Genomic DNA, 15,009 nt, shown 5'->3' with positions numbered 1-15,009 from the left:
ATGTTTACGCTCTACATTAGAACTTGCTGTAATCTAGCATGAAGAGATCTTCTGTCGATCTCTTTCTTTATGAGTAGTATAAAGTCCTTACTAAGTTTCAGTTCTCTAGCTTTTAGATAAGATTCAATCAACAGGTCGTCTGAAAGTTTTTCCATAATATAGCCCTATATGAGCGGCATGGTCACCTCCTGTTTTTTATAAAAAATGGTGAAACCGTATTCTAAATTCATATAAAGTGAATATGATGATAAGTTCATGTTTTTATGTACTTGCTTTATGTACTTTGAAGCTTACCATGTATTGTAAAAAGGAACAACCGTTCGTTTATCCACAGTGTTTGGTGGATAAGTTGTGGGTAAAATGTTAACATCTTTAAGAAAGATAGCGGATACTTAGGTGAATAATGTGAATAAGATTATCCACACTGTTGGGTAGGGGAACAAATTGTCGAAAACTTTTTATTTTTTCTACACTAGTCTATTTTTAACAATTTATAAACGTTACTGGTTTTAATTGATCAATTTAGAAGAAAAACCTCATGGAAAGCTCTTGAAATTGATCTATAATGACAGTTATTGTAGAAAAATCGTTTGTACTTCCTTTCATTACTGGTAAAATAGATACGTTGAAAAGGAAACGTGAAGAGGTGCTAGAATGTTAAAACATTTTTTACCGGATCAACATGTTCAAAATATAGTGGACATCACACCGGAAATGTTAGTTGAACGAGGAGTAAAAGGTATTATCACAGATTTGGATAATACGCTTGTGGAATGGGATAGACCTGAAGCGACTCCAGAATTGATCGAGTGGTTTACTTCTATTAAAGAAAAAGGTATTTTGATCACAATTGTTTCAAACAATACACAACATAGAGTGAAGAGCTTCTCAGACCCAGTGGGCATTCCGTTTATCTATAGTGCGAGAAAGCCAATGACTAAAGCCTTCAAGCGCGCTTTGAAAGATATGAAGCTGAAAAATGAACAAGTTGTTGTTATCGGAGATCAGCTTCTTACTGACGTACTTGGCGGAAATCGATTAGGTTTGCATACTATACTCGTTGTACCAGTGGCTAGCAGTGACGGTTTTTGGACAAGGTTTAACAGAAAGATCGAACGCATCATATTGTCTTGGATGAAAAGAAAAGGCATGCTGCATTGGGAGGAATAGGATTGGAACAAATTAAATGTGTGGGTTGTGGAGTTTCCATACAAACAGAAGACAAAGAAGCGCTTGGATACGCACCTCTTTCGGCACTGACGAAAGAGCTGCCTATTTGCCAGCGCTGTTTTCGTTTAAAACACTATAACGAAATTCATGACGTGAGTTTAACAGATGATGATTATCGTAAAATCGTCTCAAGTATTGGAGATGAAGATGCGTTAGTTGTAAAGATCGTTGATATTTTTGATTTTAATGGAAGCTGGCTGCCGGGACTCCACCGTTATGCGGGGAACAACCCAATCCTTCTTGTCGGAAATAAGCTTGATCTGCTTCCAAAATCAGTGAATCCGAATAAGGTGATTCATTGGATGAAGAAGGAAGCAAAAGAGCTAGGCTTAAAACCGATTGATGTTAAATTGATCTCTGCTGATAAAGGATATGGTATTGAAGAGTTGGCAGAGTCAATTGATTATTATCGCCAAGGAAAAGATGTATACGTGGTTGGCTGTACAAATACAGGAAAGTCAACGTTCATTAACCGTTTAATCAAACAATTTGGCGAAGAAGCTGCTGATTTGATCACAACTTCTCATTTTCCAGGAACAACCTTAGATCTCATTGATATTCCACTCGATGGAAGAAGTCACATGTACGATACGCCTGGAATTATAAATCACCATCAGATGGCACATTATGTTTCTAAAAAAGAACTGAATATCATCATGCCTAAAAAGGAAATTAAACCTATGGTGTTTCAGTTGAATGAGTTGCAGACTCTGTATTTTGGCGGACTCGGAAGAATGGATTATATAAAAGGCGGCAAACAGTCATTTGTGTGCCATTTTTCAAACCACTTAAATATTCATCGAACAAAGACCGACAAAGCGGACGAACTTTATGAGAAACATCTTGGTGACATGTTAGCACCACCTGAAGATACCGAGAACTTTCCAAAGCTAAAACGCTATGAATTTGTTATAAAGGAAAGCAAAACAGATATTGTAATCTCTGGATTAGGCTGGGTAACCTTCCCAGAAGCAGGTGCGAAGGTCGCTTTTTATGCACCAGAGGGTGTAGCAGTAACGGTTCGAAAATCCTTAATCTAAGGAGAGATTTTCATCATGATTAAAGCACTTGTCATCGGAGATCCAATCGATCATTCCTTATCACCTGTCATGCAAGAGGCCGCATTTCAGCAAACAGGTATTTCTGGAGCATATGAAAAAAAACGTGTGCCTTCTGATGAATTAGAGGCGTTCGTTAATTTTTTGAAAGATAGTCACTATGCAGGATGCAACATTACCATCCCTCACAAAGTATCGATTCTTCCATTTTTGGATGAGATTGATGAGGAAGCAAAAGAGATAGGCGCTGTTAACACAGTCGTAAATAAAGATGGAAAATTGATTGGATATAACACAGACGGTAAGGGATTCTTACTGAGTTTAAAAGAAAAGATCAGAAAGCCGCTTTCAGATCTAAACGTTCTGTTGATCGGTGCTGGCGGAGCTGCTCGATCTATCGCTTATGCTCTAAGTAAAGAAGGGCCAAAATATATGGCGATAGCGAATCGTTCAGAAGGACGTCTTCGTTCTTTATTAAAAGATTTGAAGGATGAGCGTATAGAAGGTATGTCTTTACAAAGAGCTGAAGAAAATCTTGCTCGTTTTGATGTGTTAATCAACACGACTAACGCAGGTATGCACCCAGATACTGAGTCGGTTCCGCTTAACCTTAACTTGCTGAAGACAGGCGCAGTAGTGAGTGATATCGTATATAATCCGCTAACAACAAGATGGCTTAAAGAAGCTGAGGAAAAAGGCGCTACTACTGATAATGGTGTATCTATGCTCGTTATGCAAGGAGCTATGGCATTTGAAAAGTGGACAGGTACTTTTCCAGATACAAATAATATGAAACAAGTCGTTATGGAACAACTTAGGAGGTAACTATGCTTACAGGTAAACAAAAACGTTTTTTACGATCAAAGGCACACCATATTCAACCTATCTTTCAGGTTGGTAAAGGTGGAGTTAATTCAAATCTAGTCAAGCAGGTTGACGAAGCACTCGAAGCGAGAGAGCTAATAAAAGTTAGCGTCCTTCAAAACTGTGAAGATGATAAGGATACAGTAGCGTCACAACTTTCTTCTGGTTCAAAATCTCAGTTAGTACAAGTGATCGGAAGCACGATCGTACTCTACAAAGAATCGGTCAATCAAAAACGCATCCAACTCCCTTAAGGAGTGACATTGGTATGAATAGACATATTGGACTTTTTGGAGGCACGTTTAATCCACCACATATCGGACATCTGCTTATTGCTCAAGAGGCATTAACTCAATTGCATTTAGATGAAGTGTGGTGGATGCCATCCTCTACGCCCCCTCATAAGGAAAAAGACAATGAAGTCTCTGATATGCAGCGAATCGAAATGGTTCAGAAAGCTATTGGTAACAATGAGCAATTTTCCCTTTCTTTGCTTGAGTTTGAGAGAAGTGGACCTTCATATACTATTGATACGATACGCCTCTTGAAGGATAAATATCCACAAGAAAACTTCACTTTTATAATGGGTGGAGATATGGTTCATTCATTAAGCAGCTGGCATAAAATTGAAGAGTTGAAAGACCTTATTGATTTTGCGGGTGTTGGTCGTGCGGGATATGCCGTTGATCATCATTGGGAGAGGTATCGAGTAAAGCATGTAGAAGTACCTATTATCGAGATCTCTTCCTCATTTATCCGTAATCGATCACGTGCCGGTCATAATATTCGTTACTATGTCTCAGATGAGGTCTGGAATCATATAAAGGAGAACCACCTTTATGGAACGAACTAAAGCACTTGAAATAGTGAAAAAACAGCTTACAGAGCACCGTTTTATCCATACGTTAGGAGTGGAAGAAACAAGTCTTGCCCTCGCGAAGAAATATGGAGTGGATCCTAAAAAAGCAGAAACCGCCGCCATATTTCATGATTATGCTAAATTTCGGCCAAAAGAAGAAATGAGAGATATCGTACGAAACGAAGGACTTTCACAAGATTTGTTGTACTATGGAAATGAAGTATTGCATGCACCTGTTGGAGCGTTTTTAGTTGAAAAAGAAGTTGGAGTAACAGACAGCGACGTTTTAAGTGCCATCTATTACCATACAACAGGTCACGGAGCGATGACTGAGCTTGAAAAAGTGATATTTTTAGCAGATTACATCGAACCGAACCGTCAGTTCCCAGGAGTGGAAAGTGTTAGAGAGATGGCAGAAAATAATCTTGATCAAGCTTGTTTGATGGCCGTTAAAAACACGATCACTTTTTTAATGAAACAGAATCAAAAAATCTATCCACTCACGTTTGAAGCGTATAACGGATTGCTTCAAGAGATTAAACTACAAAAATAAGAAGGAGTGCACTGGATGAACGTAAAAGAGCTTATGGAATTGGTCGTAAAGACCGCTGATGATAAAAGAGCAGAGAACATTGCCGTGTTAGATATGGAAGGAATCTCGCTTGTAGCAGATTACTTTGTTATCTGTCATGGTAATTCTGAGAAACAAGTCCAAGCCATTGCAAGGGAACTGAAAGATGTTGCCATAGAGAATGATATTCAGATTCGCCGAATGGAAGGCTATGACCATGCAAGATGGGTTTTAATCGATTTAGCAAATATCGTAGTTCATGTATTTCATCGTGATGACCGCAGTTATTATAACCTTGAGAAATTATGGGGAGATGCCAATAAGATAGATGTAGATCCTATCATTGCCCCACAACAAAACTTATAGATGAGTTATCAGCGATTTGCCTATCTATATGATGAGTTGATGGAGGATGCTCCATACGATGAATGGCTTAACTTTGTTAAAACATCCGCCTCAAAACATTTAGAAAGTGGAAAGCGTTTTTTAGATGTGGGTTGTGGTACGGGTTCAATGACGATTCTACTCGCGAAAGAAGGCTTTGATGTTACCGGGGTTGATCTTTCTTCAGACATGTTGATGGTCGCTAAGGAAAAAGCTGAAGCTGAAAAGGTAAACCTTTCCCTTTTTCAGCAAGATATGCGAGAGTTAGAAGGATTAGGAGTATATGATTGCGTCACGATATTATGTGATTCGCTTAATTACATCTTAACTGAGGAAGATGTGAAACGTACTTTTCTTTCAGCGGGTAGTCACCTGAAAACAGGAGGACTTCTCCTTTTTGATGTACATTCTTTACATAAGATCAATGAAATCTTTATTGGACAAACCTTCGGAAGTAACGAAGAGAAGCTTTCTTACATATGGCAGTGCTACCAAGGCGACCTTCAAAATAGTGTAGAACATGACTTATCATTTTTTATTCAAAATGGGGATCATTACGAACGATATGATGAACTTCATACACAAAGAACTTTTTCTATTGAGGACTATTGTAATTGGTTAAAAGAATGCGGATTCGAACACTTAGATGTCACAGCTGATTTTAATGAAAATGGGCCGACTGAGGAAAGTGAACGGATTTTATTCGTTGCGAGAAAAAGATAAAAATGATGAAAAGACAGCCAATGTGCTGTCTTTTCTTTTAGGAAACGGTACAATTATCCATAAAGATTTACTACTTTTCTACAGAATTAGGTGATGTGTATGTTGGATCAAGATCCATTGTTTAAGAACAACATTTTAGAGACGATCATTGACAGCGCTTATGAATGGATTGTCGTTGTTGATCATGAAGGGATCGTCCGGTATATGAATAAAACATACTGCGAGTTTTTAGATGAAAATCCTAAGTATGTGGTAGGAAAGCATGTTACAAAAGTTATTGAAAACACAAGAATGCACAAAGATGTTTTACAAGGAAAAGTTGAAATTGCGGATCTACAATTTATTAGAGGGAACTACATGATAGCAAACCGTATTCCAATCCTAAATGAAGGAAAAGTAATCGGAGCTGTAGGAACTGTAATATTTAGGGATACAGAGCAATGGAAAAGGATGAACTCTCATATTAAAGCGCTTCTTCATGAACTCAATTTTTATAAAAAAGAGTGGGAAGAAATAAATGGTGCCACTTATACGCTAAATGATTTTGCGGGAACTTCAGCAGAAGTTCAAAAAGTAAAAAAACATGTGAAAAATATTGCCAGTGGAGATCTATCCGTATTGATCCGCGGAGAGAGCGGAACAGGAAAAGAGTTGCTTGCCCATAGCATTCATCAATTAAGTGAAAGAAGTGGAAAGCCCTTTATAAAACTGAATTGTGGTGCAGTGCCAGAGCATTTGTTTGAATCTGAGCTATTTGGCTATTCCGAAGGAGCATTTACAGGAGCAAAAAAAGGCGGGAAATTAGGTAAGTTTCAACTTGCAGACGGAGGCACTCTATTTTTGGATGAGATTGGGGACCTTCCTCAAAGTATGCAAATAAAATTGCTGCGTGTCCTTCAGGAAAAAGAAGTAGAGCCTGTAGGAGCTGTTCAACCCCAAAAAGTAAACGTGCGAGTGATCGCTGCTACAAATCGCTCATTAGAAGAATTGATCAATGAGAATAAGTTTCGTGAAGACTTGTTTTATCGGATAAATGTCCTGCAAATCCAAATACCTCCGCTTCGTGAGAGAAAAGAAGATATATGGCCTCTCGCAGAAAATTTTATCCAATTGAACTGTGCTGAAACAGGTAAAAGAATCCTTAGTATTGATCAAGATGTAAAAGAAGCATTCTTAGAATACAGCTGGCCAGGCAATGCGAGAGAACTTAAAAATTTTGTTGAGGCAGGCATCCAACTTACCCATAGTGATAGATTATCGTTAGATGTTTTTCCGGATTTTCTAAAAGAAAAGCTCGGAATCAATAAGAAGCAGATGACACTCAAAGAACATCTTCAAGAAACAGAAAAAAATGTGATCGCTTACTATTTAGAGAAGATGAACGGGGATATTATGCAAGTCGCTAAACATCTAGGCATTGGAAAGACAAACCTATATGATAAGATTAAAAAATATAACATTCGTTAATCTAATCTTCTATTCCGAAAAAACGGAACACCCTTCCGGATTTTCGGAATGATTCATTTTATTAATTAAATGAGATTTCCAAGTGTCATCTATGTTATATTCTAACTTTCTATAATCACAAAGTTTAAGTATCGATATTATTTTTCCGTTTTTCCGGAAAAATAATAGGGTGATGTATACCCCTTATACGTTCTGATGTTGGCATGAAACTTGCAAATGAATTATAGGGTGTAAATGATATGGAAAGGTGATGATGCTAAAAAAATGAAAGCGCTTCAAAAATGTTAAATGGATAGAATGGGGGAATTTGAAAATGGACATTATTATTATTTTATTAGCTTTATTCTTCTTAATGTTCGTAGCTTACAGAGGATTCAGCGTTATTTTATTCGCGCCGATCGCTGCGTTGTTTGCTGTATTGCTTACTGAACCTGGTCACGTATTGCCTTTTTTCTCAGGAGTGTTCATGGAGAAAATGGTTGGTTTTATTAAACTCTATTTCCCGGTCTTCTTACTAGGGGCGATTTTCGGGAAAGTTATTGAAATGTCAGGATTTGCAAAATCAATCACTCAGTTTGTCATCAAACTGATCGGACCTGCTAGAGCAATGCTTGCAATCGTACTTGTTGGGGCAATTTTAACGTATGGTGGGGTCTCTCTGTTTGTTGTTGCTTTTGCTCTCTACCCGTTTGCATCTGAACTTTTTAAACTTGCTGATATTCCTAAAAGACTCATACCGGGTACGATTGCGTTAGGTGCTTTTACTTTTACAATGGACGCTTTTCCAGGGAGTCCGCAAATTCAAAATATAATTCCTACATCTTTCTTCGGAACAACAACATGGGCTGCACCGTGGCTCGGGTTTATCGGAGGACTGTTTGTTTTCATATTGGGTATGATCTACCTTGAGTGGAGACGTAGACAAGCGGCTGCAAAAGGTGAAGGATACGGAACAGGACATACCAATGAGCCTGAAAAGCTAGATTCTGAAAATCTACCAAATGCTTTCATAGCGATTCTTCCGCTTATTCTAGTAGGAGTGTTCAATAAATGGTTCACCGTCTTAATTCCACAGTATTACGGTAAGACGTTTGATTTTTCTGCTATTGGTATGAAGAACGTGCCTGAGATTCAGATCCCATCACTTGCTGCTGTATGGGCAGTTGAAGGAGCTTTGATCATTGGTATCGTTACAGTTCTTTTGTTCTCTTTCAAGAGAATTAAAAACAACTTTAATAAAGGAATTAATCTATCCATTGGCGGAGCGTTACTGGCAACATTAAATACAGCATCAGAGTATGGATTTGGTGGTGTGATCGCAGCACTTCCTGGCTTTACTGCAGTAAACTCAGCGATGTCGAATACGATTAAAGACCCGTTGATCAATGAAGCGGTTACGACTACGACGTTAGCAGGTATTACAGGATCAGCGTCTGGCGGGATGAGTATTGCACTCGCAACGATGAGTGAAACGTATATCGCACAAGCAGACAAACTAGGAATTGATACAGAAGTACTTCACCGTGTTGCTTCTATGGCGAGTGGTGGAATGGATACACTCCCTCACAACGGTGCTGTTATTACGTTGTTAGCCGTTACAGGTTTAACTCACAAACAGGCATATATCGATATTTTTGCTATGACGATCATTAAAACGATAGCCGTGTTTGTAATCATTGGTTTGTATTACGGATTTGGTATCGTTTAAACCATTATTCTAAAAAAGGAGTAATAATTCCATGAGAGCGTTTGTTGAGGGGAAAGTTGTTTTTATTACAGGAGCAGCCAGTGGAATCGGTTTGCAGTTAGCAAAGGCTTTTGCTGAACAAGGAGCAAAAGTCGTGATCAGTGATTTGAATGATGAGAAAGCAAAGGAATCTGCACAACTGTTGGCTCAAGATGGTCTTGAAGCAATCGGACTTGGCTGTAATGTGACCACGGAGGAAGATATAACAAAAGCGTTGGACGAAACACTGAAACAATTCGGACGCATCGATGTGCTCATCAACAATGCAGGATTGCAGTATGTATCTCCACTTGAAGAATTCCCGACTGAGAAATTCCAGCAATTAATCAGTGTCATGCTTACCGCTCCATTTATAGCAACTAAACATGTGTTTCCAATCATGAAGAAACAACGGTTCGGACGCATCATCAACATGGCGTCCATAAATGGGCTTGTAGGTTTTGCGGGGAAATCTGCTTACAACAGTGCGAAGCATGGAGTTATTGGTTTAACAAAGGTGGCTGCCTTAGAAGGTGCATCACATGGAATAACGGTAAATGCGGTTTGTCCTGGATATGTTGACACACCTCTTGTAAGAGGGCAATTAGAAGATCTGGCGAAAACGAGAAACGTAGAGTTAGAAAAAGTTTTGGAAGAAGTAATCTATCCTCTTGTTCCACAAAAAAGATTGTTAGATGTTCAGGAAATTGCAGATTACGCACTCTTTCTTTCAAGTGAGAATGCGAAAGGTGTTACAGGGCAAGCGATTGTGATCGACGGAGGATATGTCGCACAATAAACGATAGATAATTTATTGACATTCACTATATTTAGTGTCAAAGTATATAGTACAAACCTATATATGGAGAATTCAGGTGCCGGAATATCCGGCTGAAAAGGGAATTCGGTGCAATGCCGAAGCTGTCCCCGCAACTGTAATTGTGGACGAAATGGAATAGCCACTGTACGGATCAGTTATTTATAATGACTGCTGTATGGGAAGGCCCAAAGTAGGAAGAAGCAAAAGCCAGTAGACCTGCCTGAAGACTCCTATTTTCTTTTCCTCGGGGATTGGGAGAAAGAACAGCGGCTGTTTTATGCGGACGATTGTCCGTCGAAATACACGTCATTCTTTCACCCTCTTCCTGATGGAAGAGGGTTTTTATTATGACTAGGGAGTGTATTTAATATGAAAATGACAACTGAAAACTCTTTACTCGGGGAGTGGTTAAGGAGTTGTGTCGAAAATTTTCCGAACATACAAGCTGAAACTTTTCTAAAAAATGCTGAGAAAATGGAAACTCATACAGGAGTGTCAAGTTCACTTTACAGACAGTTAATCATGGAAGCTTTAAATGGATTAAATGCAGAAGAGCCACAGTGGACATTTGTGGCATCGCAAATCTATTTAAAGGAATTATATGAAGAAGTCATGATCAATCGTGCTGAAGCAGAAAAACGTCCATATACGAACCTTTATGGCTTGATCTCTAAGTTAGTAAGTTTGAATATCTATGATGATACCATTCTATCTGCGTACTCTAAGGAAGAGTTGGAGAATGCTGAAAACATGATAGACCCTACGAGAGATAAGCTATTTACATACATCGGACTCAAAACGCTTGCTGATCGATATTTGGCAAAAGGGTTCAATCACGAAATTTATGAATTGCCACAAGAACGCTGGATGCTGATCGCGTTGTTTTTAATGAGAGACGAGAATCCATCGAATAGACTTCAATTAGTCGAAGAAGCATACTGGGCTCTCTCGAACCTTTATATGACGGTTGCCACCCCGACTTTAGCGAATGCAGGCAAGAGTTATGGGCAGCTTAGTTCTTGTTTTATTGATACGATCGACGATAGTTTAAGAGGGATCTTTGATTCTAATACAGATGCTGCAACTGTTTCGAAAGGTGGCGGCGGACTTGGTATCTATCTCGGTAAGATTAGAGCAAGAGGTTCTGACATAAAAGGATTCAAAGGAAACTCATCAGGTGTAATACCGTGGATGAAGCAGTTAAATAACACGGCCGTTTCTGTAGATCAGCTTGGACAGAGACAAGGCGCGATTGCAGTCTACCTGGATATTTGGCATAAAGACATCTTGGAGTTTTTAGATGCAAAGTTAAACAATGGTGATGAACGAATGAGAACGCATGACCTTTTTACAGGTGTGTGTCTGCCAGATCTTTTCATGGAGCGCGTGGAAAAACGAGAGGATTGGTATCTGTTCGATCCTCATGAGGTAAGAAGAATCAAAGGCTATTCGTTAGAAGATTTCTATGATGAAACGGTTGGGTCAGGAAGCTTTAGAGAAAAATATGCTGATTGTGTAGAGGATGAGAGACTTTCAAAAAAATCCATTCCTGCTATTGAGATCATGAAACGGATCATGAAGTCGCAACTTGAAACCGGAACACCGTTCATGTTCTATCGAGATACTGTAAACCGCTTAAATCCGAATTCTCACAAAGGGATGGTCTATGCATCTAATCTGTGTACAGAGATTATGCAAAACATGTCTGCAACGGTTGTCACTTCAGAGGAGGCAGAGGATGGAGAAATTGTTATCAGAAAAACGCCAGGAGACTTTGTCGTCTGTAATCTGTCATCTCTTTCTCTTGCTAAAGTGATCAATGATCAAGTATTAAAGAGAGTCATTGATATTCAAATCCGAATGCTAGATAACGTTATTGATCTAAATCGCATAGATGTACCTCAAGCAGAACTTACAAATAAGAAATATCGTGCGGTCGGTGTAGGTACGTTTGGATGGCACCACCTTTTAGCAAAAGAGGGAATCAAGTGGGAAAGTGAAGAAGCTGTTTCGTACGCTGATAACCTTTATGAAATTATTAATTTTCATGTAATCAACGCTAGTTGTGAGCTTGCGAGAGAAAAGGGAAGATATCCGGCATTTTCAGGTTCAGATTGGGAAACAGGAAACTACTTTTCGAAGCGTAACTATTCCTCTGAAGAATGGAGTAGTCTAAAAAAACGAGTTAATATGCACGGCTTAAGGAATGGATACCTCATTGCGGTTGCACCGAATTCATCAACGTCGATCATCGCAAATTCGACACCGAGTGTAGATCCTATATTTAAAAAATTCTATTCTGAAGAAAAAAAGAATTACAAAATACCTGTAACCGCTCCTGACTTGAATGCAGACACAACTTGGTTTTATAAATCTGCGTTCTTAATCGATCAAACATGGAGTATTGAACAGAACGCAGCTAGGCAGAGACACGTGGATCAGTCCATTTCGTTTAATCTTTATGTCAATCACAATATAAAGGCAAAGGATCTGTTGCACTTGCATATGCTCAGCTTTAAAAAAGGATTGAAGACTACGTATTATACCCGATCTACATCGATTGAGTTAGAAGGATGTGAAAGCTGTGAAAGTTAAAGAGGTTGAACTACTCAAAGAGAGAAAAATCTATGATGTGGAAGCTCCTAATCGATCTACAGGTATCATAAATGGTAAGAGTTCTAATATTCTAAACTGGGACGATGTGAGATATAAATGGGCTTACCCTTTATATAAGAACATGTTAGCCAATTTTTGGACACCGTTTGAAATAAATATGTCGAGTGACAGCAAACAATATGTTAGCTTGAGCGAAAAAGAACAAGATACATTTAATAAAATCATAGGGTTATTGGCATTCTTAGATAGTGTTCAAACGGATTATTCAAGCAAAGTAGCAGCCTACTTAACAGATTCAAGTCTTGCTGCACTCATGGCCACGCTATCTTTTCAAGAAGTCGTTCATAATCAGTCATATTCATATGTGTTGTCCTCTTTAGTACCGAAGTCCAAGCAGGATGAGATATTTGAATACTGGAAAACAGATGCCGTGCTAAGAGAGAGGAATGATTTCATTGTTGAAGGCTATGAGGAGTTCCTTCATAATCCTACGCCTCAATCCTTTTTGAAATCTATTATTTACGACGTGATTCTTGAAGGATTAAATTTTTATTCCGGTTTTAGCTTCTTCTATAATTTGGCCAGAAATCAAAAGATGGTCTCGACTTCAACGATGATCAACTATATTAATAGGGATGAGCAGCTGCATGTTTATCTGTTTACGCAAATTTTTAAAGCCGTAATAGAAGAAGATCCGCATTTAAGAGATGAAGAGCTGGAGATGTTTGCGAAAAACACGTTTCAGCGAGCGGCGGAGCTCGAGATCAAATGGAGTAAGTATATAATAGGAAATTCATTTGAAGGCATCCATGAATCCGATTTAGAAGCTTATATTAAATTCATGGCGAATAAACGATTGAACGAATTAGGATTTAACAAGCTTTATCCAGAATACAATAAAAATCCACTTCCTTGGATAAAGGCTTATTCTGATGTGAATTCTGGAAAAAGTGATTTTTTTGAACAGAAATCGAGACAATATACTAAAGTTTCTGATGAAAATGGTTTCGATGAACTTTAGAAAGCCGGGATCTAGGTCCCGGCTTTCTTTTTTTAGATGTTTTATAATGACGATAGAAATTACTTAAGCTCTTCTTTCACTTCAAACTGCTGACTCACCTTTTCACATTCTTCATGATATTTTTCATGTGTACGTTTAATGACATGATCGAATACTTCATCGACCTCATTGCTCAGAATCTTAATGCCTTCTCCTGTAATACCGCCTTTTACGCATACCTTTTGAATGAGTGTAGGCAACGTATAAATATCTTTCTCAAGTAGTTTCCCCATTCCGATGATCATATCGCTTGCCAGTTGAGTGGCCTGAGCTTTAGTGATTTCAGTTTGATCGACTGCTGAGTTAATAAAGCATTGCAGGACATAACCGATAAACGCAGGACCGCAGCTTGCGATATCAGAAGAGATACGAGTGATATTTTCATCGATAACAAGAGGTGTAGAGATATAGCTCATTAAAGAAAGCAGCTTTTCTTTGTAATCAGCGTGGCACCTTTTTCCGAATGATACAAGTGATGATCCAGCTAGTGCCCGGTTATTGATGCTCGGAATAGCTCTTGCAATATTGCAATCTAGTAGATCTTCCAACTGTTCACAGGAAATAGGACTCGTAATAGAAACGAGCAACTGATGTTTAGAGATGGAGCTTTTATTGCTAGATAGCAACGAATAGAACTCGTGCGGCTTCACACATATGAACACAATTTCAGCAAAACGGAAAACTTCTTCAGGATTATTTCCAACCTTCATTTTTGGATAGACATTCTGCAGCCTCTCAGCTTTAGACAGAGTGCGGTTAGTGACCATGAGCCTTGATGGCGAAATGGCTGAAGATTCGATAAAAGAAGAAGCAAGAACGCTTCCCATATTTCCGGTTCCGATAATTCCAACCTTCATATCTGAACCTCCTTCCTCTACGTTCAAATTTATGCACGCAGTGTATCAAATATGTTTTTTTGCAAGTTCAAGCCTAGTTAAGAAGGTGAATTTATGGAAAAGTTAAAGCGACATATGAACTGGATTATTGGAGGTGGTATACTGCTCATCCTTGCAATAATTGTATCTCTATTCAATTATTTTCAAAGTGAACCAAATATGCCTATAACTTCACAAATACCTATACAAATGGAATCGGAATCGCCAATTCACATTGATAAGCCTAAACGAAAGAAGGAAGATAAGATCCAAAAAGAGGCTGAAATTATGGTCGATGTTCAGGGAAGTGTAAAGCGTCCAGGCGTATACGAGTTGAAAGAAGGAGACCGAGTGTTGGATGCTATACAGATGGCAGGGGGCTTTAAAGATGGAGCGGAGGTTCGTTCGGTCAATCAAGCGTTAAAAATTTCCGATGAGATGATCGTGTATGTAGCTGAGAAAGGTGAAAAGTATGAGTTGCAGCCAGCAGCAAGTAATCCTGTGGAAGAAAACAGCACGCTAGTTAACATCAATTCTGCTGATGAAACGGTGCTCCAAACTCTAAATGGAGTGGGTCCTGCAAAAGCGCAAAGCATTATCTCCTATCGTGAAGAGAATGGTCCTTTTACCTCCTTAGAACAGTTATTAGAAGTAAGAGGAATAGGAGAGAAGACGATTGAACAATGGAAAGATCAAATTCGTTTTGATTAAGGGTTTTTATTGACCCACAAAAAGACGAATACTACACTTAGGATA

The 15,009-nt window shown here is 38.7% G+C and carries 16 protein-coding genes and 1 riboswitch; of the genes, 14 read left to right on the top strand and 2 right to left on the bottom strand.

The features are described 5' to 3' along the window. Nucleotides 1-11 precede the first annotated feature (11 nt). Nucleotides 12-155 carry a sporulation histidine kinase inhibitor Sda gene (locus IHV09_RS14030; protein ID WP_197133330.1) on the bottom strand — a complete coding sequence of 48 codons (144 nt, stop codon included), beginning with the start codon at nucleotides 153-155 and terminating at the stop codon, nucleotides 12-14. A gap of 499 nt (nucleotides 156-654) precedes the next feature. On the opposite strand from IHV09_RS14030, the gene IHV09_RS14025 reads away from it, so the two are divergent. The 13 genes from IHV09_RS14025 to IHV09_RS13965 all read left to right on the top strand — a co-directional run bounded on the left by IHV09_RS14025 (nucleotide 655) and on the right by IHV09_RS13965 (nucleotide 13,339). Beyond that, entirely contained in the window at nucleotides 655-1,170 is a 516-nt protein-coding gene (locus tag IHV09_RS14025; RefSeq protein ID WP_191753756.1) for a YqeG family HAD IIIA-type phosphatase, read from the top strand. Continuing rightward, nucleotides 1,167-2,270 (top strand): ribosome biogenesis GTPase YqeH, encoded by a 1,104-nt coding sequence (yqeH, locus tag IHV09_RS14020; protein WP_197133434.1) that lies wholly within the window; start codon nucleotides 1,167-1,169, stop codon nucleotides 2,268-2,270. The genes IHV09_RS14025 and yqeH overlap by 4 nt, the downstream gene beginning before the upstream one ends. A 15-nt stretch (nucleotides 2,271-2,285) precedes the next feature. Then, nucleotides 2,286-3,113 carry a shikimate dehydrogenase gene (aroE, locus tag IHV09_RS14015; protein ID WP_197133327.1) on the top strand — a complete coding sequence of 276 codons (828 nt, stop codon included), beginning with the start codon at nucleotides 2,286-2,288 and terminating at the stop codon, nucleotides 3,111-3,113. Nucleotides 3,114-3,115: 2 nt separating this feature from the next. Continuing rightward, nucleotides 3,116-3,406, top strand: coding sequence for a ribosome assembly RNA-binding protein YhbY (gene yhbY / locus IHV09_RS14010; RefSeq protein ID WP_197133323.1), 291 nt, complete (start codon nucleotides 3,116-3,118; stop codon nucleotides 3,404-3,406). Nucleotides 3,407-3,420: 14 nt separating this feature from the next. Continuing rightward, nucleotides 3,421-4,005 (top strand): nicotinate-nucleotide adenylyltransferase, encoded by a 585-nt coding sequence (locus IHV09_RS14005; RefSeq protein ID WP_197133320.1) that lies wholly within the window; start codon nucleotides 3,421-3,423, stop codon nucleotides 4,003-4,005. Then, complete coding sequence (gene yqeK / locus IHV09_RS14000) at nucleotides 3,992-4,564, top strand: bis(5'-nucleosyl)-tetraphosphatase (symmetrical) YqeK (RefSeq protein ID WP_197133317.1); 573 nt, start codon at nucleotides 3,992-3,994, stop codon at nucleotides 4,562-4,564. The genes IHV09_RS14005 and yqeK overlap by 14 nt, the downstream gene beginning before the upstream one ends. A 15-nt stretch (nucleotides 4,565-4,579) precedes the next feature. Further along, entirely contained in the window at nucleotides 4,580-4,948 is a 369-nt protein-coding gene (gene rsfS, locus IHV09_RS13995; RefSeq protein WP_197133299.1) for a ribosome silencing factor, read from the top strand. Next, nucleotides 4,949-5,689 carry a class I SAM-dependent DNA methyltransferase gene (locus IHV09_RS13990; RefSeq protein ID WP_197191434.1) on the top strand — a complete coding sequence of 247 codons (741 nt, stop codon included), beginning with the start codon at nucleotides 4,949-4,951 and terminating at the stop codon, nucleotides 5,687-5,689. Nucleotides 5,690-5,788: 99 nt separating this feature from the next. Next, nucleotides 5,789-7,156, top strand: a complete 1,368-nt coding sequence (locus IHV09_RS13985; protein ID WP_197264721.1) for a sigma-54 interaction domain-containing protein — start codon at nucleotides 5,789-5,791, stop codon at nucleotides 7,154-7,156. Between the two features lie 313 nt (nucleotides 7,157-7,469). Continuing rightward, the gene (locus IHV09_RS13980; RefSeq protein WP_197264720.1) at nucleotides 7,470-8,864 is read left to right on the top strand and encodes a GntP family permease; all 1,395 of its coding nucleotides are present in this window, start codon (nucleotides 7,470-7,472) and stop codon (nucleotides 8,862-8,864) included. Nucleotides 8,865-8,895: 31 nt separating this feature from the next. Beyond that, nucleotides 8,896-9,681 carry a 3-hydroxybutyrate dehydrogenase gene (locus IHV09_RS13975; protein ID WP_197133274.1) on the top strand — a complete coding sequence of 262 codons (786 nt, stop codon included), beginning with the start codon at nucleotides 8,896-8,898 and terminating at the stop codon, nucleotides 9,679-9,681. A gap of 57 nt (nucleotides 9,682-9,738) precedes the next feature. Beyond that, nucleotides 9,739-9,940: riboswitch (cobalamin riboswitch) on the top strand. A 131-nt stretch (nucleotides 9,941-10,071) separates the two neighbouring features. Further along, nucleotides 10,072-12,297 (top strand): ribonucleoside-diphosphate reductase subunit alpha, encoded by a 2,226-nt coding sequence (locus IHV09_RS13970; RefSeq protein ID WP_197264719.1) that lies wholly within the window; start codon nucleotides 10,072-10,074, stop codon nucleotides 12,295-12,297. Beyond that, on the top strand, nucleotides 12,287-13,339 hold the full coding sequence (locus tag IHV09_RS13965) for a ribonucleotide-diphosphate reductase subunit beta (RefSeq protein ID WP_197133268.1): 1,053 nt from the start codon (nucleotides 12,287-12,289) through the stop codon (nucleotides 13,337-13,339). The genes IHV09_RS13970 and IHV09_RS13965 overlap by 11 nt, the downstream gene beginning before the upstream one ends. Before the next feature lie 59 nt (nucleotides 13,340-13,398). Here the strand turns inward: IHV09_RS13965 and comER are convergent, their stop codons facing one another. Beyond that, nucleotides 13,399-14,235, bottom strand: coding sequence for a late competence protein ComER (comER, locus tag IHV09_RS13960; RefSeq protein WP_197264718.1), 837 nt, complete (start codon nucleotides 14,233-14,235; stop codon nucleotides 13,399-13,401). 93 nt (nucleotides 14,236-14,328) lie between these two features. Here comER and IHV09_RS13955 point away from each other — a divergent pair, with 93 nt between their 5' ends. Continuing rightward, nucleotides 14,329-14,964, top strand: a complete 636-nt coding sequence (locus IHV09_RS13955) for a helix-hairpin-helix domain-containing protein (RefSeq protein ID WP_197264717.1) — start codon at nucleotides 14,329-14,331, stop codon at nucleotides 14,962-14,964. The last annotated feature ends 45 nt before the right edge of the window (nucleotides 14,965-15,009 follow it).

It is taken from the genome of Fictibacillus sp. 23RED33 (assembly GCF_015903925.1).
Taxonomy (GTDB): domain Bacteria; phylum Bacillota; class Bacilli; order Bacillales; family Fictibacillaceae; genus Fictibacillus; species Fictibacillus phosphorivorans.
This window is presented reverse-complemented; position numbering and strand designations above follow the sequence as displayed.

Excerpts from the sequence above, each read along its gene's own strand:
- IHV09_RS14030 (WP_197133330.1), bottom strand. The coding sequence starts at position 155 with ATGGAAAAACTTTCAGACGACCTGTTGATTGAATCTTATCTAAAAGCT.
- IHV09_RS14025 (WP_191753756.1), top strand. The coding sequence starts at position 655 with ATGTTAAAACATTTTTTACCGGATCAACATGTTCAAAATATAGTGGAC.
- aroE (WP_197133327.1), top strand. The coding sequence starts at position 2,286 with ATGATTAAAGCACTTGTCATCGGAGATCCAATCGATCATTCCTTATCA.
- yhbY (WP_197133323.1), top strand. The coding sequence starts at position 3,116 with ATGCTTACAGGTAAACAAAAACGTTTTTTACGATCAAAGGCACACCAT.
- IHV09_RS14005 (WP_197133320.1), top strand. The coding sequence starts at position 3,421 with ATGAATAGACATATTGGACTTTTTGGAGGCACGTTTAATCCACCACAT.
- yqeK (WP_197133317.1), top strand. The coding sequence starts at position 3,992 with ATGGAACGAACTAAAGCACTTGAAATAGTGAAAAAACAGCTTACAGAG.
- rsfS (WP_197133299.1), top strand. The coding sequence starts at position 4,580 with ATGAACGTAAAAGAGCTTATGGAATTGGTCGTAAAGACCGCTGATGAT.
- IHV09_RS13990 (WP_197191434.1), top strand. The coding sequence starts at position 4,949 with ATGAGTTATCAGCGATTTGCCTATCTATATGATGAGTTGATGGAGGAT.
- IHV09_RS13985 (WP_197264721.1), top strand. The coding sequence starts at position 5,789 with ATGTTGGATCAAGATCCATTGTTTAAGAACAACATTTTAGAGACGATC.
- IHV09_RS13980 (WP_197264720.1), top strand. The coding sequence starts at position 7,470 with ATGGACATTATTATTATTTTATTAGCTTTATTCTTCTTAATGTTCGTA.
- IHV09_RS13975 (WP_197133274.1), top strand. The coding sequence starts at position 8,896 with ATGAGAGCGTTTGTTGAGGGGAAAGTTGTTTTTATTACAGGAGCAGCC.
- IHV09_RS13970 (WP_197264719.1), top strand. The coding sequence starts at position 10,072 with ATGAAAATGACAACTGAAAACTCTTTACTCGGGGAGTGGTTAAGGAGT.
- comER (WP_197264718.1), bottom strand. The coding sequence starts at position 14,235 with ATGAAGGTTGGAATTATCGGAACCGGAAATATGGGAAGCGTTCTTGCT.
- IHV09_RS13955 (WP_197264717.1), top strand. The coding sequence starts at position 14,329 with ATGGAAAAGTTAAAGCGACATATGAACTGGATTATTGGAGGTGGTATA.